The following is a 20,189-nucleotide window of genomic DNA, read 5'->3' as shown; positions in this document are numbered from 1 at the left end:
TTAAATCTCCACGCCCCTTTCTTCTGGATGAGGTTCTTCGATACCGTCTTTATTTCTCCAAATAGTAATCAGATCTAAGATCGTGTAAACCGTCATAAGAACTCCAGATATTGGTACAACTACATAAATCAGCCCTGTTGGAATCCCTAAACTAGTTGTTGGAACACTCCATGTATCAGCCGTAACAAGTATCCCAAATCGGATTAACACTAGGAATATACTGATTAAGCATATTCCTATGAGAGTATTTAAGTACTTTAGAGTTTTTTTAGGAACAACTACAGACAAAAATTCAATCGTTATGTGCTTTTTCCGTTTTAACACAGCTGCAGATCCTATAAAAACCACCCAAATAAATGAATAACGGGAAAGCTCATCAGTCCAAACAATTGAAAAATTGAATAGCCTTGCTAAAACACCTATGATGACAGCGCTGCACATGATGGAAAAAAATACACAAGCGACTATCTCTTCCAAATTTTTTATAATACCTTTAATAGTAATCAAGATGCATCCCTCCCTTTCTGCTTACCAATCAGATCACTGGGATTCAGCAATTTTATTATAAAAATCTTCATCAATGGCATTTCCAAAGCTTTTATATAAATCCTTCGTCACTTCTTTAAACTCTTCTAAATTCGTTTCAACAACTTCCATTCCATTATCTTGTAAGATTTTTAATTCCTCTTCATTTTGTTTTAATTGTAAATCGGACATATACACACCTGCATCAAACATTGCTTTTTCAATAATAGATTGCTGATCCTTTGATAAACCGTCCCACCACTGTTTGTTTAGAACCGGTAATTCATTTTGAGTCATATGACCTGTCAGGTTCACATATTTCTGTACCTCATGAAATTTATTTGTGTAAATCTGATTAATTGAATTTTCTTGAGCTTCAAGTGCCCCCGTTTTTAATGAGTAATACACTTCAGTAATATTCATTGCGGTTACATTTGCACCTAACACTTTAAACGGTTCTGTATGGGCAGCAGCATCAGGAGTGCGTATTTTTACCCCTTTTAGATCTGCCAGTGTTTTAATCGGTTTATCCTTTGTGGTAACATGTCTGTCTCCTACCCACCAAACAGCTTCCGGAAATAATTTTAATCCCACAGCATCGGTGTCTTTTTCAATTTCTTTAAATACTTCACTTCCAGAGAGCTTTTTCAAGCTTTCATATTTTTCAGCTTCATTTGAGCCTTTTATGACATAAGGAAGTGTTAGAACGGCAACCTTTGGAACAAAATTAGACAGAACAGCTGCTGAAGGAATCGTAATATCTACAGTTCCTAGTTTCGTGCTCTCAACTAAATCCTTTTCACTACCTAATTGCCCTCCAGGTATAACCTCCACTTTCATTTTTCCATTCGACTCTTTTTCAACCAGCTCTTTGAATTTTATTGACCCCTTATGAATAGCAGATTGATCATTTGTAACATGAGCTAGTTTAATAGAAAGTGTTCTATTTTCACCGGCAGCGTTTGCATTTGTTTTCGCAGAGTCATTCCCACAGGCAGATAGTACTAATACAACAGCACATAATAAAGCAAAATAATGAACTAGTTTCATGTAATTTCTCCCTTTCTATTTTTATTATTTTTGATTTGTCAGTAACTTTTTGGAATATTCCTTTTCCATCATTCCCAATTTCTTCACTCTTCTTCTAAACTCTTCATCAGTGCTGAAAGTTGCATTCAAAAATGATTCAATTAGCTCCTCCACAAGGACTGGACCAATGATTTGGGCACCTACGCACATGACATTGACATCATCATGTTCAACGCATTGATGAGAAGAGTAAATATCATGGCAAACAGATGCCCGGATTCCAGGGATTTTGTTAGCTGCTATACATGCACCTACCCCTGTTCCACAGACTAATAATGCTCGATCTGCCTTTCCTTCCAAAATGGATTCACACACTGTTCTTGTAATATCAGGGAAATCAATCGGTTTAGGATCAAAACACCCATAATCTACTACCTCATGCCCTAATTTTTTGATAACGCTTACAACTTTCTCCTTTAAAGGAAAACCAGCGTGATCGCCTCCAACAGAAATTCTCATTCTTTTTTCCTCCCCTATATATAATGAAGATATCTTCGAACTACCCTATCAGTAAGTAAAGTTTGGAGGTAATTCGGTTAATCGATTAACTAGAAGATACAAATAGATTAACAACCACACGATTTTCTAATGACTAAACTTGGCTGCAAGTACATAATTTGCTGTTTATGATGGTTTTCATTACGTATGGTTGAAAACAACATTTCTATTGCTTTTTGGCCCTGTTCAAAGGTCGGTTGTTTTACAGTTGTTAAAGGTGGATCCATAACATCTGCCCAATCTGAATCATCATACCCAATGACTGCAATATCATTAGGAATAGAGTATCCTGCTTCCTTTATATATTTATGAGCCCCAAGTGTCATGAAATTATTAGAAATTAAGCATGCTTCCAAATCTTTATTAAGAGTTAAAAGATCCTTCATAGCACGGTACCCACTCTCAATACTGAAGTCTCCTTCTTGTATGTAAGAGTCAGGAATCGATAAATGATAATCTTCCATCGCACGTTTGTACCCTGTCAGGCGATCCTTGCCAGTACTAAGAGAAGTTGGCCCAGAAATTATTCCGATTCGGGTATATCCATGTTGGATTAAATGCTCAGTAGCTTTATTTGCACCTTTGATATTATTTGTGATAACAACCTTATGAGATGGAGTATTTGGTGATCGATTTAGAAAAACGATTGGTATATTAAGATTTTCGAGACTTTCAAAATACTCTTTTGTAGTTCCTGATGAGGAAATAATTAACCCTTCTACTCTTTTTCCTTTTAGAATATTCAAAAATTCGATCTCTTTATCAAGATTTGATGCTGTATTGCAAAGTAAAATATTATAACCCATCTCAGCAGCACCCTTCTCAATTCCGCTGACAACCTTGGAGAAAAAGGGGTTGGCAATGTCGGAAACGATCACTCCAATAAGCCGTGACTCTTGTATTCTTAAGCCTTTAGCCAGCGTATTCGCATGAAAATTCAACTCCTCGATGACATGAAGAACTCTGGTTCGGACTTCTTCACTAACAAATTTTGTGTTATTTATTACATTTGAAACGGTTGCAGTAGATACATTCGCTTGTTTCGCCACTTCTTTAATCGTTACTTTTTTGTTCATTTCATCTTGTCACCAGCTTCATTTAATCGTTTTACTAAATATACAACGCTTTCATTATAATTACAAGTGGGTTTTTGAAAAATTTAGAATAGTATGATCTTTAGATAGTTTAACTTATGTATTTTACTATATTAAACAATAGATTTTTTATAATTATTTTCTATCTGTTTCACGAAATTCGCAGGTTTTATTTTATATTTTATTTTCCTTCAAACTATAACAATAGTTTCGTACAACCTTTTCGTATGGAAGAGGTTATTAATAAAATATCAGATCAATGATCAGAACTTACATTTAAACGATTAACTTAAATCTTATTACAGGAAAAAATATAGATCCATGGCTATCGAACTAAGGTATATTCATAGACTTAAAGCAAAAAACATTATCAATTAAACCAATTAGGAAGGATGCGGTTATCCATTTTAGCAATTGATAAGAAATTTCAGCATAAGTTATATGCTAGAATTTGGGTATCTTTTTAAAACTAATATCAATTTGGTCGGAGAAAGGAGAAACACCTATGGGAAAAGCTGTATTGGACAACAAATTGTCAATGGATAGTTTTATACCCGGACATCAATATAATTCAAGATTCAAAACTGAGGTTAACAATGGGGGGATTTGTGACAAACATCTAGGCATGCAAAGCAGCAATTACCGCAGAAAGAGACAGGAAGGAGGGAACAAATGATGAGCGCTGGTGGATTTTCGAAATCGCGGCTCGATCGTATGCACGACGTTATGTCCGGCTATGTCGAGCGTGGAGAAGTACCCGGTATCGTTACTCTTGTCAGCAGGAGGGGCGAGGTGCATGTGGAGACGATTGGCATGAAGAAGGTCGGTGGCAGTGACCCGATGCGCCGTGACACGATCTTTCGCATTGCGTCAATGACCAAGCCAATCACTGCTGTTGCAGCAATGATTTTAGTGGAGGAATGCAAGCTGCGGCTGGATGAGCCTGTGGATCGGCTGCTGCCAGAACTATCAAGCCGACGGGTCTTGAAGCGCCTCGATAGTCCGCTTGATGACACCGAGCCTGCAAGCCGTGCGATTACCTTACGTGATCTGCTGACGTTTCGGCTCGGTATAGGAGCAGTGATGGCTCCCCCAGGCAAGTATCCGATCCAGAAAGCAATGGCTGAGGCGGGTCTCGCACCTGGGCCGAATTCGCTTCAAATTACGCCCGATGAGTATATGAGGCGCCTCGACAGTCTGCCATTGATCCATCAGCCAGGCGAGAAGTGGATGTATCATACCGGCTCTGACATTTTGGGAGTGCTGATCGCGCGTGCCGCAGGTCAGCCGCTGGAGAATTTCTTCCGTGAACGCATTTTTGAGCCGCTTAGGATGAAGGATACCGGGTTTCACGTACCGAGCGAAAAGCTTGGCAGGCTGCCGAACAGCTATATAATCAACCCCGAAACTGGGGAGCTCACGGTCCATGATGAACCTGGCGACAGCAAATGGGGTCGCCCGCCTGTATTTCCATCTGGTGGGGGAGGGCTCGTCTCGACTGCCGACGACTATCTAGCCTTCTGTCAAATGATGTTGAACAAGGGCCGTTACGGGAATGATCGTATCCTATCACGGCCATCAATTGAGCTTATGACCACCGATCATTTGACACCAGAACAGAAGGCTGACGCACACATCTTCTTCGGTGGTAACAGGGGATGGGGGTTCGGTGTTAGCGTTGCTACCAGGCGCGATGATCTAGCGGGGGTTCCTGGACGATTTGGCTGGGATGGCGGGATAGGTACGTCTGGTTATACGGATCCGAAGGAAGAAATGGTAGGGATCCTCATGACCCAGCGAATGATGGATTCTCCCAATCCTCCCCGTGTCTTTCTCGATTTCTGGACTTCGGTCTACCAGGCGATCGAAGATTAACAAACTTCGATTCACCATGCTAAAAACCTTCTCTTAAAGGGCATGAGCAAGCTCAACCAAAAAGGGGGGGCTTTCTTTTCGTGAGGCCGTCTTACTCCTGAAGGAGACTGAATAAAATGTTTCCACTTTTCAGCAGTCTAAAGCTTAAATGATTAGGTTTTAGACTGCCTGCATTTTTTCTGCCCCAATCAAAACCCACCATTTCAATAACTCGAAAAAAACGTGAAAATTATAAGTCGAGTCATTAGATTATTCCTTCAATTTCGTGTACTTTATAAGGGTAGGCGTTGCCGCCAATTATTGTATATACCTAATTATGAAATTATAAGGTTCCCTGATGGTGTAGGATTGCTTAGCAGGCTATCATATTTCGAGATAGAAAAAGGGAAAGGAATGAGGGAAAAGTATAATGGAAACACCAGGCTATAAGAAGTCTACGATCGTAACGCTTCTGCTTGCAGGAGCTTTTATCTCCATACTGAACCAAACGCTTATGATTACAGCCATTCCTCCTATTATGGAAGAGATGAAGATTACGGCGAACAGCGCACAATGGCTTACAACCGTCTTTATGCTTGTGAATGGGATTATGATTCCAGTGAGTGCTTTTTTATTGGAGCGTTTTACAACAAGACAGCTTTTTATAACAGCCATGAGTATTTTTGCCTTTGGAACTTTAGTTGCCGGACTCGCTCCTAATTTTGGAATGCTATTACTCGGAAGGGTAATACAGTCAAGTGGAGCAGGTGTGATGCTCCCGCTGATGCAAACAGTATTTTTAATGATTTTTCCAGTTAATAAGCGTGGAGCAGCGATGGGGTTGATCGGGCTGGTCATTTCCTTTGCACCTGCGATTGGTCCTGCTTTATCTGGGTGGATAACAGCGAATTACTCCTGGAGGCTTTTGTTTTTCATTATCCTGCCAATTGCTTTAATCGATATCCTGATTGCTGTTTTTGCTTTAAAAAATGTGACAGATGTAACCAAACCGAAAGTCGATGTCTTTTCGATTATTTTATCTTCATTTGGGTTTGGAGGGTTGCTCTATGGGTTTACATCGGCCGGCAATTATGGCTGGTTAGACACGGTTACGCTTTTATCTCTCGGGATTGGAATGCTTGCACTTGTGTTGTTTATCACAAGACAATTGAGATTGAAACATCCGATGCTTGAGTTCCGGGTCTTTCAGTATTCGATCTTTCCACTGACAGTGCTCGTTGGAATGATTGTCTTTATGGGATTGATCGGGGTAGAGACGCTTATTCCGCTATTTATGCAAAATATGCGGGACTTTACAGCGTTTGAAGCTGGTCTTGCCCTTTTACCAGGAGCACTGATTACTGGTTTTATGTCACCTGTTACGGGCCGGATTTTTGATAAGGTCGGTGTAAAGTGGCTGGCGATTACCGGCTTACTCTTTATTACAGCGTCTTCGTTTGCCTTTACGAATTTAGGTCCCTCCACATCCTTTACCTTCATCACAATAATGTACGGGGTACGGATGTTTGGTCTTTCAATGGTCATGATGCCGATCGCAACTGCAGGATTAAATCAGCTGCCGAAACGATTAATTCCGCACGGAGCCGCCATGGATAATACGATGAGAATGATTGCGGCGTCTGTAGGTACGGCTATTCTGGTCACAGTCATGACGACGACAGCTGAGACTGCTCAGCAGCGCCCTGAAATCTCCTATCCAGATATCCATGGAGCCAATGTTGCCTTTATCGTTGTCTCGATTCTCTCGTTAGCAGGTTTAATTATTTCTTTTTTCATAAAGAACAACAAGTTACCGGAAGAAGAAGTTGTGGAGAAACGTGACGGGAAAGTATGTGTAAATGAGTAGCTAAGGCATTTACCATATCTATGAAAATGCAGAGGAGAAATGAATGATAAGAAATCCACGGAAATGAGTACACATTATCAGATATTCCTGAAACAGCAAAGGAGCGGCATAGTTTCCCAAACTATCCAGACCTAAAAACAAGTCATAAGTCAATCCGAAGAAGGTATAAGAACAACCTTCTTCGGATTGACTTTTTCTTGTCGTCGACGCACTAATGCTTATCACGTTTCCTAATTAGGTGATAGCCCGTGCATTAAGATGTGGACGGTTCTTTCAATCTCTATCTCATCGTTCCAATCTGCTTCCGGTACAAGCAAATATCTAGAAATTATATAACCAAAAATAGTCGAAGCTGTAACACGGATAATGCTGTGTGAGGGCAAATCAATTATTTCTCCCTTTGCTTGATAATATTCAACGACCTCTTTAAACCGATTGAATACTTTTTTAGCGATATGCTCTTTAAATTGTTCCTTTAATTCTGGCTGAAAAGGGATTTCTTGAATTAAAATTCGAAACAGCTGCATATTATTTTGAAGGAATTTAGTCCGATTCTCAATCATCGCTTTAATAAACTCTTCAAAGCTTTCATAATTTTGGTTTAGTACTTTATCGAAATCCTTTATAACAAACGGTGCAATTAGCTTTGCCATCATTGGTGATACGATTGAAATAAGGAGATCCTTTTTCGTTTTATAATGTCTAAAAATGGTTCCTTCTGCTACGCCTGCTTTTTTTGCAATTTCACTTGTGGAGGTTGCTGAATAGCCTTTTTCTGCGAAGGATTCGATTGCCGCAGCTAAAATTTTCTTCTGCTTTTCTGTTAACACATCAACTTGATCAAATAACTCATCTATCATCTTATCTTGGTCGGACATTTTGTGCTCCTTTTTACCTTATATTAATTCTATCTTAAAGTATTTTCGGGAGAAGGTGAAATTGAAAGTCTATTATATACCACATATTCTTACAGACGGTTGATTTCAATGTAACCTAGTCTCATCTTAGCATCAGTATGGAAAAATAAATCCATACGTATGCTAAGGTTATTTTATATTTTTCTGTACTTTCTTAGCGCCAGGATGTTTAAAATCATAAACAGGAGTGAGAAGCCTGCCAAGACTAGGATATCCAAGTAAATTTTATCCCAGCCGTATCCTCTGACCATGACATCCCTTAATGCATCAGCAGCGTAATACAAAGGAGTGAATGGGCCAATCCAGCTGAGCCATTCAGAAATGGTTTCTAAGTTAAACAATCCAGAGAAAAAGATTTGAGGGACGACGACAATCGGTATAAACTGGATCATTTGGAGCTCATTATTTGCAAAAGCGGATAATAAAGTTCCAAGAGTGAGAGCTGTTAAAGAAAGGATTAAGGTAATTAACAGGACATACCCAAAAGCCCCTTCCATAAGCATTCCCAGCACATAAATAGCATACGCAGCAATAATTGTTGCCTGGATCATTGTAAAGATTCCAAACCCGAGCACATACCCCATCACAATCTCCCACTTACGCAATGGGCTTGAAAGAAGCCGTTCGAGAGTTCCAGTTGTACGTTCTCTTAAAAAAGACACTCCGCTAATCAGAAACACAAAGAAGAAAACAAAAAAGCCAAGAAGTACAGGTCCAAAATAATCAAACTGACCCATCTCACTAGAACCGTGCAGGTAATCAACCTTTAGTTCTACAGATTCTTTGCCTCCTTGTAGAGGCTTTAAAGCTGATTGAATCCATTTTACTGTAGCTCCGTTAATACTTGGATCACTACCTTCAAGAAAGATGGAAGGAGACCTATTGTCAAATAATACATAACCATCTAAGGCTTGATTGGATAAATCCTCTTTCGCTTCACTTTCATGTTCATATTCTTTGATTTCCGCACCATCAGTATCGATTTGATCCATTAATGAATCAGGAGCATGAACCAGGCCAACTTTTGGGTGATAATCATCGCCATTAAAAACGAGGTGAAGCATTGTTAAGACAAGGATAGGTGCAAATATAAGCAACCCCATTGTTCGTTTGTCACGGAAGATTTGTCGTAATATTCTAATGACTAATGCCTTAATCCTCATCTTAAGCACCTCCATAAATAAGAAACGCTTCTTCAATTGACATTGAATTTGTTTTTTCCTTTAATTCTTTTGGAGATCCGACTGCAATAAGCATGCCATTCCGAATTAATCCCAATCGATCACACTTTTCCGCTTCGTCCATTACATGTGTAGTGACAATTAATGTCGTTCCTTTTTTCTTTAATTGATAGAACGTTTCCCAAATGCTCTTCCTTAAAACCGGATCTATCCCGACTGTTGGTTCATCAAGAATTAAAACCTCCGGCTCGTGAAGGAGTGCAGCGGCCAATGATAGCCTTCTTTTCATGCCACCCGAGTAATTAGAGACGAGCTTGTTTAGGTGCTCTGAAAGCTGGACAATTTCCATCACTTCTTTGATTCTTTCCCGCTGTTTCTTTCCTTTTAAGCCATACAAAGATGCAAAGAATTGAAGATTTTCTTTTGCAGACAACTCTCCATAAAGGGCATCAGACTGGGCCATATATCCTACTCTTTCAATCAGCTTTAAAGAAGGCATTTTTTTTTGAAAAAGAAAATTTTCCCCCGATGTGGGCATATCCAATCCAATCAGCTGCTTTACTAATGTCGTTTTACCAGCGCCAGATGGTCCTAGCAGACCAAATATCTCGCCCTTCATAATTTCTAGATTAATATCTTTTAAAACTTGCTGTTTTCCAAAAGCTTTGGAGACATGATGAACAGAGACAACTGATTTTGTTTTTATCATTATTTACCACCTTCCGGAATGAAGTGAGTAATCACTCATTTATATTGTATAATAAAAATATCATGTTGTTAAGTGAGTAATCACTCACTTTCCTGATTTTATATTTATTCCTTATTGGCTTTGGACAGTCGCAATCTTCTTGAGACGATAAATTAATCATGCTCATTTCTAAGAGATTGTTGTATTAGTGTAATGGTGCAAATATCTGGGTAAAAGTGCAAATATCCGAGTAACGTGAAAATATTTGAGTAACGGTGGAAGTAGCCGGCTAACGGTGCATGAATCCCGATAACTGAGGCTGCGTTGCCTGAGGGGCGGAGTTTCTGCAGATGATGGGGAGGGCATCCATTTTATCGAACAGGAGATTAGTTCAAGGTCAAAGGCAAAGGTCGATTCGGTTAGAAATATAAAAGATGAGGTAATTGAAACAGACATTCAAGCAGACTATTCAGGTTCTTATTAATCTATCTAGCAGCTTAGTAGAGTCAAGGAAGCGAGAGGAACCTAAATAACTCCTCTTGAGCTTCCTTTTTAAATGGTCCATTTTTTTATTAAAGCTTCAATAAAAATCTCAACATTCCTTTTACTTTTCATTGCAGGAGAGTAAACATATGATAATGTTCTTTTAAAGGATTGATTTTTTACAGGAATGATCGACAGGTAGTTATGCTGAATCTCTCTTTCGATCACAGATTGAGATAAAAGGGATAAGCCCATTCCGTGCATAACTGATTCTTTAATTCCTTGGGTACTGCTGATTGAATAAAGTGATTTAACCTTAAGACCATTTGAACGGATAACATGGTCTAAATATTCACGAGTGCCTGATCCTTCCTCTCTAGTAATCCACGCTTGATCCTGGAGATCACTAATCTTAACGCCCTTTTTACTTGCAAGCGGATCATTGTTGGAACCCACAATAAACAATACATCCTCCTTAAAAGAATGAATAGTAAGCTCCTTTTCATTTGTTTGGCCTTCAATTAAACCTATATCTACTTCAAACAAACGGACTGATTGGGCGATTTCATCTGTGTTGCCAATTAGTACTTCAAAGTCAAGGCCTGGGAATTCAGTTTGAAGATCCGCTAGTAAGGAAGGCAAGATATATTCTCCGATTGTAAAGCTTGCCCCAATTTTCAGCTTCCCTTTTACGTCGTTATGATGTTCGAGTATGTCTTGGCGCGCTTGTTCGTAAATGCTAAGAATCTGTTTTGCCCGCTCGTACAAAATTTCCCCAGTCGGAGTAATTTTTAAAAATTTAGGTGATCTCAGGAAAAGCTCTGTATCAAATTCCTTCTCTAAGTTTTTAATATGTAAACTTACACTTGGCTGGGAAATGCAAAGCTGTTCGGCTGCCTTTGTGAAATTTCCGATTTCTGCAAGTGTAACGAAGGTTCTTAACGCATCATAATACATGCACTTCCTCCTTATCATTAGAAATATTAATGACAGTGATTATTAATATATATTTTACTAATAATAGATTCTTCAGTAAAGTTTATTTAGAAACCATTTAAAGGAAGTGTTTTAAGTGGGGATGGCAATTGAAAGACAAAAGAAACAGATTATTTCCATTGTGTTTGTTAAAGGAATCGGAGTTACATTTTTACTCGCAATGGCCGCAAAATATTTATCGGAATTTCCGTTCTTATCGATCATGGGCCAGTTGGTCATAGCAATTATGCTGGGAATCGTATGGAGAGCGACAATCGGTGTAAAAGAAACTTTTATGCCAGGCGTCTCATTCTCAAGCAAAAAACTTTTGAGAACAGGCATTGTTCTACTCGGAATGAGGCTGAATTTAGCAGATATTTATCATGCGGGGTTAAGTGTATTTATAATTGCGATTATCAATATTGCTTTTGCTCTCCTTGTTGTGTACGGCTTAACTCGCTTGTTTGGTGTAGAGAAAAAGCTTAGCATTCTTACTGCATGCGGAACAGCGATTTGCGGAGCTGCAGCTGTTGTTGCCATTGCACCGCAAATAAAAGCAAAAGACGAAGAAACGGCCATAGGTGCAGCATCAGTTGCTGTGTTAGGTACTATCTTTACATTGGTTTACACGCTATTATACTCAACCTTGCATTTATCGGAGGCAGGGTACGGCGTGTTCTCTGGCGGAACCTTGCACGAAGTTGCACATGTTATTGCAGCAGCTGCTCCTGGTGGCAAAACCGCGGTGGATATGGCAGTCATTGTCAAGCTTACTCGGGTAGCCTTATTAGTTCCTGTTGCCATCATGATTGGTTATTTGGTGCAAAAAGGCGAACCAGGAAATTCAAAGAAAAGCATTTCCTTTACAGCAATTCCTTGGTTCATCTTAGGATTCATTGCGATGAGCGGGTTTAATACGTTAGGCATTGTTTCTGATATGCTCGCTACTCATCTTGTTAATTTGGCTTATCTTTTCATTGGGATGGCAATGGCAGGCCTCGGACTAAATGTGGATATTGCAGCTTTTGGAAAATTAGGGACAAAATCCTTTACAGCAGGGTTTATTGGGTCTATTTTGTTATCCATTGTCGGCTATGTTCTTGTTTTTTTGTTCCATTTAAATTAGGGGAATAATATGAGAAATTGTTTTTTATTCCACAGTTCTTGATACTGTTGTATTTTTGGAGGTTTCATAAAATATATAAAGGTTTGGACCGTCATTAAGTTTTATCAGTTTTTGTCGAAAAATCGATAAATTGAAATTTTCGAAGATATATCAGTCATTTTCGAAGATATAATTAAAATTTCGAAGATAAATGGGCGATTTTCGAAGATAAATGGGCGATTTTCGAAGATAAACGGCAACCGACTTGAAATTGTAAGAAGATGGATTCCTCACAAGCATGAAGCGAACTAAAATCATGTTTACAATTCTATATAAAATTGCCGCAGTGAGGGGGTGGAGGAATCCTACTATCCGGTTGGTTTTTATTTACTTATCCAAGAGTTTTTCCTAAAATCATTATAGAAGTATATAAATGTGCGGGAAGAGGGGAACGACGTATTATGATTGAACTGGAATATTTTGAACGTGCAGATTTCAAACAACTTATTGAGTGGATTGATTCGCCTGAATTTCTACTTCAGTGGGGAGGACCTGTATTTGAGTATCCATTGGATGGAGGTCAATTAGAAAAGTATATGAAAAATGCGAATCATAATACATCCGATACTTTGGTGTATAAAGTGGTACATAAGGAAACGGGAAAGGTTATCGGTCATATTTCCTTAGGCAGAATCGACAGAAGGCATAAATCAGCAAGGGTGGGTAAAGTTTTAATTGGAGACAAAAGTGTGAGAGGTCAAGGTTTAGGAGGACAGATGATTGAAGAAATACTAAATATCGCATTTGGCGAGCTTCATTTGCACCGAGTGACCCTTGGTGTATTTGATTTTAACGAACCTGCCATTGCTTGCTATGAAAACGCTGGATTTATTAAAGAAGGATTGTTTAGGGAAGCGTACAAGATTGGTAATGAATATTGGAGTACGTGGGAAATGAGCATTTTGGAGAATGAATGGATTAGTAAAAAGAATTAAAATTACTCAAGGTAGATATTATTTTTTGACGTGTGCTCCCAATGTATATATTTGAAAAGTCCATATGGCTTTAGAAAGCATATGGACTTATTTAAAAAATCAGAAAGTTTAAGTTAATTAAAGTATTAACGTGTTAAAGTTGGTATCGATGTCCAGCTCTAGGCGCCATCGGCTCGAGGTCATAAGCCAATCCGCCCGAGAAGGATAAAGAACAACCTTCCAGCCGGCTCGTCTTATGCTTGTGGCCGAAGGACTAGCGCCTTGCGCTTTTCGTTCTGCATATATTGATTCCTTTCATAGAAGTAAAGAAATCGCGTTTAGAACTTTATAGATCTTGAAAAACTCTTAGACAAGGTAAATCTCGCATAGACTCCAGTTTAATTAAATTAACTCTTAGGGAAAGCCTTCTTAATATAATAATAAAGCTCTCCATCTACTCCGTATTGCAATGGATTACCTGGGTTTTCTTTATGAAAACGCTCTGCTGCTTTGACGATCTCAGGATCCCAGCCGGTGAACATGCTGGTTAATTCATTCCAACGTTTGGCCAATTGCACGATCTTTGGATTCTCTGGCGGAGTACCTTTTAAGAGTCTGAGATTGATGGAACCTGATTTTTATTATTTATGAGACCTTCGGAGTTCTTTGATTGTAAATATCCTATCAAATGATGCATTTGAGGTATAATAGATACAGCGGAAAAAAGCAAAATCTTCATCAAGGGGTTTTTTGTTATCATAGAAATAGTAATGAATCTCTTATGAAGAACTATTTAAGAAGCAGCTTTTTTCATAATCAGTTTAGATTCAAGTTGAAAGTGAGTGTTCAATATGGGCCGTAAGTGGAACAATATTAAAGAAAAAAAAGCGTCTAAAGATGCAAATACAAGCCGTATTTATGCAAAGTTTGGCCGCGAAATTTATGTAGCTGCTAAGCAAGGTGAACCAGATCCAGAATCAAATCAAGCTTTAAAGGTTGTACTTGAGCGTGCAAAAACATACAGCGTACCGAAAACGATTATTGACCGTGCGATTGAAAAAGCGAAGGGTGGTTCTGAAGAAAGCTATGACGAACTGCGCTATGAAGGCTTTGGACCAAATGGGTCTATGGTAATCGTAGATGCCTTGACAAATAACGTGAATCGTACAGCATCAGAGGTGAGGGCGGCTTTTAGTAAAAACGGCGGTAATATGGGTGTCAGCGGATCTGTAGCCTATATGTTTGATGCCACAGCCGTCATCGGTATTGAAGGTAAAAGTGAAGATGAAGTCCTTGAAATATTAATGGAAGCAGATATAGATGTACGGGATATATTAGAAGAAGATGAAGCGGTTATCGTTTATGCAGAACCTGAACAGTTCCATGCTGTGCAAGAAGCATTCAAGAATGCGGGTATAACTGAATTTACAGTTGCTGAACTAACGATGCTTGCGCAAAACGACATAACACTTCCAGAAGAGGCAAAAGCACAATTTGAAAAATTGGTTGATGTTTTAGAAGATTTAGAAGATGTCGGACAGGTTTATCACAATGTAGATCTAGGTGAATAAAACATGAAAGCAGATCTTCTTTTCCGACTGCTTATTAGGAATGTTTATTTTTGAGTTTGTAAAGCAATAGACGATTCCAATCAAAACATATTTTGAAATAAATAAGGGATAGAGAATGCAGGTATATTCTGCTTTTTCTATCCTTTTCTTTTGTCTGTGATCCATTTTTCGGAAAATAAAGAAAAGGTTTGGAGTTTTGCTGGACAACAATTGTTAACCGAGCGAAACTTTTTTTGCCACTCGTTATTATTATAGAAAAGTGAAAAAAGGTTTCTATAGACCCACTCGAGATCGGCTTGATAATATGATCGAGTAATAGTTAAAGTGAAGGAGCCTTCTGTATGGAACAACAAAAATACAACGATTTAAAAATGGGAGAACGTGGCGCTGTAATAAGTATAGTCGCATATATTTGCTTATCTGCTCTAAAGCTGTTTATTGGATATACTGCAAATTCCGAAGCTTTGAGAGCGGATGGTTTAAATAATGCTACTGATATTATTGCTTCAATAGCCGTTTTGATTGGATTAAAATTATCCCAAAGACCTCCAGATACAGATCATCCATATGGGCATTGGAAGGCTGAAACGGTTGCCTCATTGGTTGCTTCTTTTATTATGATGGTTGTTGGGCTCCAAGTTTTATATGAAGCAGTATCAACAGTTTTCGGAGAAACACATGAAACTCCTGATTTAATTTCCGCATGGACAGGAATTTTTAGTGCGATCGTGATGTATGTTGTCTACCGATATAACAAAAATCTTGCAAGAAAAATAAACAGCCAAGCTGTAATGGCTGCAGCAAAAGATAATCTTTCAGACGCCTGGGTAAGTATCGGGACTGTAATTGGGATCATTGGTTCCCAGATTTATCTTCCATGGATTGATCCGCTTACTGCTCTAATCGTCGGTCTCCTAATCTGTAAAACGGCATGGGATATTTTCAGGCAGGCATCTCATCACTTAACAGACGGCTTTGATGAAAAGCAGATAGAATTTTATAAGAAAACAGTTCTGGCTTTGTATGGTGTAAAAGGTGTTAAAGAAATTAAAGCAAGAAATTACGGCAGTAACATTGTCGTAGACATTGTTATACTAGTAAATTCTAAATTAGATATTCGTGGTGCCCATGATATCTCTACGAAGGTTGAAAATGTATTAATTTCCAAACATGATGTGTATAGTGTCCATGTTCATGTGGAACCTAATGAAAAATATTTAGAGCATTAGAAAACTGCCTTTTCGTTAGTACCTTTAATAAGAAAAGTCACCCTAAGTTTGTATTGGCTGTTTTGTTTACGGTTTTTGTGTTGCTTTAATTATTTTCAGAGCGATGTGTGTTGAAATAACGGATAAGGGGACAAGTAATTTAATTAGGAAGAGAGATAGAAGATTATCATAATAGACATTGGTTGATAATGAGAAAAATGTCCATTATGATAATTTTATAGAGTATTAGCAAGCCTTTCATACATATAAATAAATGTTTAATTAAGCCATTGTTCGTTGAGCAAGAGCCAATATTTCTATTAAGATATTTTAATTACGTACGAAGCTATTTCTTTTATTTTTGCATGTTTACCTGCACTGGTAAAATTGTATACGTCACAGAAAGCATAACTTTTCTTATTCTCAAAAATCAAGGTGCCGTTAACTGCGCCAGTGCTTCCGTGCGTTATAATGTTACTGATATGTATTTCTGTTACGGTTCTAATTTTCTTTTGTTTTAGCATTTCAACAAGATTATCTTTGCCTTGAATCATTTTATCACCGATCATATCCCAGCAAACATTATCCGAAATAACCTTAGTAATAAAGTCTATATCATTTTTAGTAAAAGCTATGGTAAGTTCCTTCAGCAAAACTTTTTTAGGGGCGTTTCCGCAATCGTCCGCACAAATTACTTTAAGGTCGCTGTATTCGGAATTAACAATATCCATGATTTCCGTCTCCTTTTTCAATTCTTGTTCCCATTATTAACATGGTTAAGATTTTATATATTTAATGTTGCTTTCATATCCCACGAGGTTCCAGCTATACCTGCTTTCACAAATCCTTTTTTTTCGTACAAATTCATCGCTGGATTAGCAGGATCTACGCTTAATGAAAGAGATAGATAGCCAGCATCCCTTGCCTTATTAATCAACCTGTTCATAAGTAAAGTACCGATTCCTTGCCCTCTATATTGCGGCAGCACGGCCAAACCACTTATTACTGGAGTATTCTGATCAATATACCCATAAGTTTTAGTCGTATCATTAAACTGACGCATCCATATTGCTCCAACAGAATTTTCACTAGAATCTGCAGCGATAAACGCGATATCCCCCTCTTTTCCCCATCCATCTAAATACATTTTTATTTTAGTATCGTTTAAAACCTCTCGTGACGGCCGTTCTTCACCTTCTGGAACAAAGATCGCTTGATAAAGCATTTCCCATAAGAAATTAATATCTTGTTCAGTTCCAGGTCTAATTTTATAGTTTGCCAATGGCCACTCCTCCTTCTATGTATGTTTGGGAAAAGTCAATAATCTTATATTTGGGGTCAATTTCTATTCACTGTGAACACCCCTAATAACGTTTTAACTATCTTTTCTATACAAGTATATTAAGTTCCTTCCATTTGGTGGGCCATTTTATTGAAGAAGCTAATCTTAACTTCATATTGTGAACAGACTTCGTACTAAAACATTGTGTTATAATTAACCAAAAATGGGTAAGATGAGTATATATGTATAATATTGGTAATATATTGTTTCAAGTTATCTCTTTGGTTTTATTACTGGGGCTTGTTTTTGCTGTTTATTTTGCGGTTCGTTCTATCATTATAAAGCCCTGCAACAATTTAAATAGTGTAGAACAAAAGCTAGATAAAATCATAGAGCTTCTTGAAAGAGATAAGAAAAGTTAATTCGTTTTCTTTTAACTCTATTGTTTTTATTGCACTTTTTGTTTAAATGGCTATCAAATGTTATTTTAGGCGATTTAGCACTGAAATGGGCGATATACTGAATACTTCTGCATTTGCTCTAAGTATAAGGAGGTGATTGCAGCTTGTTGATCACATACAGCGTTCTGGCGAATCCAATCCATTTAATTCTATAAAACTAAACTGATAAATTTATATTCTTTCCCAAATCATCATTACATTTTTTTATTTCAAAATGTTTAATTATACCACTTAGGGATAACACGATTGAAATGATCATGGTCCGAAATAACATCAAGAGAATATTCTAACAATAGCTCGTATTGTTCACGATTTCTTCTGGTGCCCCAAACAAGGGCTGAAACAATATGCATGACACTGTATAAACAATACAGCTCCCAGAACGAATGTCTTAAAGAGACGCAGTCTTCATGATAACCATCAATTATACCTTTTGTGAACTCAACACTCACTCGCTTTGAGAAAAACCCTAACTTATGTAAATCATGAATTGGGTCACCCCAATCCATTCTTTGAAAATCAATAATTCCTGAAAAAGTATGATCATTTATCAAAAGATTTGAAGGATGAAAATCATCGTGTTGAAACTTGTTTGGTCTGTCTTTCATAATAGCTTCATTATTTCTAATATAAGTTTCAAGCATGTCTATTATATTTTCATCTAAATCCATTTTCTTTAGTTCTATTAAATAATTATCACTCTTTTTCTTTTTTAGTGAGTACCAAGATGGATAACCTGAAGGTGCTGAAAATTCATGTATTTTTTTTAACTCTTTTCCTGCAAGAAAGCCTGAAGTATATTGTTCCTTTTCGGTTAAATCTTTCAAAGCAACCTCGGCATCTTTTCCAGGAAGATATGTAAGAATCATATAAGCCATCTTAATATCTTTTAAAGAATTAAATTCTATCCCTGATGGTACATAATTTGAATAAGTTGCTAGTTTATTTAGAGTGTCGAATTCTTCCTTTCTATTTTTTTCATCTTCGATAGGAAAAAGCCTCAAAAGGTACTTGTCATCAATTACATATTTTTTATCATCCGAAAAACCTTTGTTAAGTTCAATAATACTGTTTGAATTTTTTAAGTGAAAAATTTTTTCTTTGATTTGATGATCCAATATAGCACTTCCCATCCCATTTAAATCCCATCATTATTAGGGTTTCGTGGTTCTAAGCTTCTTTTATATAAATTACCGGTTAATTACGGCAGTGATTTCGTCGAGTACTCAGTTCGTGCAGTTCGGGAATGACTCAAAGACTCTGACGTGAAATGTTCCGCGGGCAGGCGGTAACGGCCACTAATCTTTCTAAGGAATATGCTTTGGTTGAGAGCATATAGATTGAGAATTATGTTCCTTTAAGATTATAGTGTAGGTGAAGTAATGAAGAACTATAAATTTAGAGTATTGATTACTTAGAAAAGTTTTTTATTAGGTAATTCCTTGTACAGCTTATAACTGCTTTCTTAAGTAGTCCCCCTTCCATTTTCACGATTCAGCATGGGATATTAGCGGCAAGCCTTGTTTTTTGGCCGGCTAACATTGTTTACTGTCTGCATCGCGAAGATTATTGTCCGATTTTTAAAAATTATTGTCTGAATCGACGATTTTACTAGCTGAATTAGAAATTTATTTGCGTGACGACCCCTTTATTGACTTGTTCCGGACAGTATTTGTCTTGATTATATAGATATGATCATACACTACGAGATAAGATGAATAATAATTACCTAAATATAGGTGGATACATCATACTTATTGTTTTTGTAGACAGCCCGAGGAAGGAACAATAGATAAAAAGATTTATCTTATAAGACACTGCGCAGCTAAGGGGCAATCTTCTGAGTCACAGCTTACTGAAAGCGGATTTAAACAAGCAGTCTACTTATCTGAGTTTTTCACGAACATGAAGGTAGACAGAATCATTTCAAGTCCGTTTCTGCGAGCGATCCAAACGATTGAGCCCCTGGCAGAAAAAAAGAATATGAAGGTTGAAATAAATAGAAAGTTATCAGAACGCATACTAAGTACTAAAAATTTGCCGGATTGGTTTGAAAAACTAGAAGAAACTTTCACTGATCTGCAGCCTGAAATTTGAGGGCGGAGAATCAAGTTTGGAAGCAATGAACCGAATCGTAAACGTTATAGAGGAAATTTTAAAAAGTGAATTTGAACATACAATCGTCGTAACTCATGGAAACTTATTGTCTTTATTAGTAATAAAATTCAACAAGGATTTTGGTTTTGAAGATTGGAAAAATTTAATTTACAAATGCGTGGTCCAACTCCACCGTCTTTAGACGGTATAAGCTTTTAGCCCTATCTATATGTGTCCATACTTGAAGTGTGAGGTGAAAGTATGGACGGCTATCAAAAAAATAGTCATGCAGTTTATGATATAAAGTTTCATGTAATATG

Annotated in this window: 22 protein-coding genes; 10 read left to right on the top strand and 12 right to left on the bottom strand. The window is 37.6% G+C overall.

Translation table 11 applies throughout. From position 1 onward, the window contains the following. From IC621_RS24465 to IC621_RS24450, 4 genes are all read right to left on the bottom strand, one after another. Entirely contained in the window at positions 1 to 507 is a 507-nt protein-coding gene (locus tag IC621_RS24465) for a TRAP transporter small permease (protein WP_191162413.1), read from the bottom strand. A 33-nt stretch (positions 508 to 540) separates the two neighbouring features. After that, positions 541 to 1,575 carry a TRAP transporter substrate-binding protein gene (locus tag IC621_RS24460; RefSeq protein ID WP_191162412.1) on the bottom strand — a complete coding sequence of 345 codons (1,035 nt, stop codon included), beginning with the start codon at positions 1,573 to 1,575 and terminating at the stop codon, positions 541 to 543. Positions 1,576 to 1,599: 24 nt separating this feature from the next. After that, positions 1,600 to 2,073: an RpiB/LacA/LacB family sugar-phosphate isomerase gene (locus IC621_RS24455; RefSeq protein ID WP_191162410.1), complete on the bottom strand. Its 474-nt coding sequence runs from the start codon at positions 2,071 to 2,073 to the stop codon at positions 1,600 to 1,602. Between the two features lie 107 nt (positions 2,074 to 2,180). Continuing rightward, on the bottom strand, positions 2,181 to 3,188 hold the full coding sequence (locus tag IC621_RS24450; protein WP_191162409.1) for a LacI family DNA-binding transcriptional regulator: 1,008 nt from the start codon (positions 3,186 to 3,188) through the stop codon (positions 2,181 to 2,183). Between the two features lie 523 nt (positions 3,189 to 3,711). Here IC621_RS24450 and IC621_RS24445 point away from each other — a divergent pair. From IC621_RS24445 to IC621_RS24435, 3 genes are all read left to right on the top strand, one after another. Beyond that, positions 3,712 to 3,882, top strand: a complete 171-nt coding sequence (locus IC621_RS24445; RefSeq protein WP_191162408.1) for a hypothetical protein — start codon at positions 3,712 to 3,714, stop codon at positions 3,880 to 3,882. After that, positions 3,879 to 5,081, top strand: a complete 1,203-nt coding sequence (locus IC621_RS24440; protein WP_224752794.1) for a serine hydrolase domain-containing protein — start codon at positions 3,879 to 3,881, stop codon at positions 5,079 to 5,081. Before IC621_RS24445 ends, IC621_RS24440 begins: the two co-directional genes overlap by 4 nt. 409 nt (positions 5,082 to 5,490) lie before the next feature. Continuing rightward, entirely contained in the window at positions 5,491 to 6,927 is a 1,437-nt protein-coding gene (locus IC621_RS24435; RefSeq protein WP_191162406.1) for an MDR family MFS transporter, read from the top strand. A gap of 230 nt (positions 6,928 to 7,157) precedes the next feature. Here the strand turns inward: IC621_RS24435 and IC621_RS24430 are convergent, their stop codons facing one another. The 4 genes from IC621_RS24430 to IC621_RS24415 form a co-directional block, all read right to left on the bottom strand. Continuing rightward, positions 7,158 to 7,805: a TetR/AcrR family transcriptional regulator gene (locus tag IC621_RS24430; RefSeq protein ID WP_191162404.1), complete on the bottom strand. Its 648-nt coding sequence runs from the start codon at positions 7,803 to 7,805 to the stop codon at positions 7,158 to 7,160. Positions 7,806 to 7,978: 173 nt separating this feature from the next. Further along, entirely contained in the window at positions 7,979 to 9,007 is a 1,029-nt protein-coding gene (locus IC621_RS24425; RefSeq protein ID WP_191162403.1) for an ABC transporter permease, read from the bottom strand. Position 9,008: 1 nt separating this feature from the next. After that, on the bottom strand, positions 9,009 to 9,734 hold the full coding sequence (locus tag IC621_RS24420; RefSeq protein ID WP_191162401.1) for an ABC transporter ATP-binding protein: 726 nt from the start codon (positions 9,732 to 9,734) through the stop codon (positions 9,009 to 9,011). 531 nt (positions 9,735 to 10,265) lie between these two features. Further along, positions 10,266 to 11,153, bottom strand: coding sequence for a LysR family transcriptional regulator (locus tag IC621_RS24415; protein ID WP_191162399.1), 888 nt, complete (start codon positions 11,151 to 11,153; stop codon positions 10,266 to 10,268). A gap of 121 nt (positions 11,154 to 11,274) precedes the next feature. On the opposite strand from IC621_RS24415, the gene IC621_RS24410 reads away from it, so the two are divergent. Then, complete coding sequence (locus IC621_RS24410) at positions 11,275 to 12,297, top strand: YeiH family protein (RefSeq protein ID WP_191162442.1); 1,023 nt, start codon at positions 11,275 to 11,277, stop codon at positions 12,295 to 12,297. Between the two features lie 440 nt (positions 12,298 to 12,737). Beyond that, a complete protein-coding gene (locus tag IC621_RS24405) occupies positions 12,738 to 13,271 on the top strand; it encodes a GNAT family N-acetyltransferase (RefSeq protein WP_191162398.1) in 534 nt (177 codons plus the stop codon). Between the two features lie 386 nt (positions 13,272 to 13,657). Here the strand turns inward: IC621_RS24405 and IC621_RS24400 are convergent, their stop codons facing one another. Continuing rightward, positions 13,658 to 13,822: a hypothetical protein gene (locus tag IC621_RS24400; protein WP_191162397.1), complete on the bottom strand. Its 165-nt coding sequence runs from the start codon at positions 13,820 to 13,822 to the stop codon at positions 13,658 to 13,660. A 279-nt stretch (positions 13,823 to 14,101) separates the two neighbouring features. On the opposite strand from IC621_RS24400, the gene IC621_RS24395 reads away from it, so the two are divergent. After that, complete coding sequence (locus IC621_RS24395; RefSeq protein ID WP_191162395.1) at positions 14,102 to 14,821, top strand: YebC/PmpR family DNA-binding transcriptional regulator; 720 nt, start codon at positions 14,102 to 14,104, stop codon at positions 14,819 to 14,821. A 341-nt stretch (positions 14,822 to 15,162) separates the two neighbouring features. Next, a complete protein-coding gene (locus IC621_RS24390; RefSeq protein WP_191162393.1) occupies positions 15,163 to 16,050 on the top strand; it encodes a cation diffusion facilitator family transporter in 888 nt (295 codons plus the stop codon). 299 nt (positions 16,051 to 16,349) lie between these two features. On the opposite strand, the gene IC621_RS24385 is transcribed toward IC621_RS24390, so the two are convergent. Both IC621_RS24385 and IC621_RS24380 read right to left on the bottom strand, forming a co-directional pair. Next, positions 16,350 to 16,760, bottom strand: coding sequence for a nuclear transport factor 2-like protein (locus IC621_RS24385; RefSeq protein ID WP_191162391.1), 411 nt, complete (start codon positions 16,758 to 16,760; stop codon positions 16,350 to 16,352). A gap of 53 nt (positions 16,761 to 16,813) precedes the next feature. Beyond that, positions 16,814 to 17,311 carry a GNAT family N-acetyltransferase gene (locus IC621_RS24380; protein WP_191162389.1) on the bottom strand — a complete coding sequence of 166 codons (498 nt, stop codon included), beginning with the start codon at positions 17,309 to 17,311 and terminating at the stop codon, positions 16,814 to 16,816. A gap of 242 nt (positions 17,312 to 17,553) precedes the next feature. Between IC621_RS24380 and IC621_RS24375 the strand changes: the two genes are divergently transcribed. Continuing rightward, positions 17,554 to 17,733: a DUF4083 family protein gene (locus IC621_RS24375; RefSeq protein WP_191162387.1), complete on the top strand. Its 180-nt coding sequence runs from the start codon at positions 17,554 to 17,556 to the stop codon at positions 17,731 to 17,733. Positions 17,734 to 17,990: 257 nt separating this feature from the next. On the opposite strand, the gene IC621_RS24370 is transcribed toward IC621_RS24375, so the two are convergent. Next, on the bottom strand, positions 17,991 to 18,890 hold the full coding sequence (locus IC621_RS24370) for an aminoglycoside phosphotransferase family protein (RefSeq protein ID WP_224752793.1): 900 nt from the start codon (positions 18,888 to 18,890) through the stop codon (positions 17,991 to 17,993). 625 nt (positions 18,891 to 19,515) lie between these two features. Here IC621_RS24370 and IC621_RS26740 point away from each other — a divergent pair. Further along, the gene (locus tag IC621_RS26740) at positions 19,516 to 19,869 is read left to right on the top strand and encodes a histidine phosphatase family protein (RefSeq protein ID WP_318153118.1); all 354 of its coding nucleotides are present in this window, start codon (positions 19,516 to 19,518) and stop codon (positions 19,867 to 19,869) included. A 25-nt stretch (positions 19,870 to 19,894) separates the two neighbouring features. Then, positions 19,895 to 20,071, top strand: a complete 177-nt coding sequence (locus IC621_RS26735; protein WP_224752796.1) for a hypothetical protein — start codon at positions 19,895 to 19,897, stop codon at positions 20,069 to 20,071. The last annotated feature ends 118 nt before the right edge of the window (positions 20,072 to 20,189 follow it).

It is taken from the genome of Metabacillus arenae, assembly GCF_014773385.1.
Lineage (GTDB): Bacteria > Bacillota > Bacilli > Bacillales > Bacillaceae > Metabacillus_D > Metabacillus_D arenae.
Note: the sequence above shows the minus strand (reverse complement) of the source record. Positions and strands in the feature narration are given on the sequence as shown.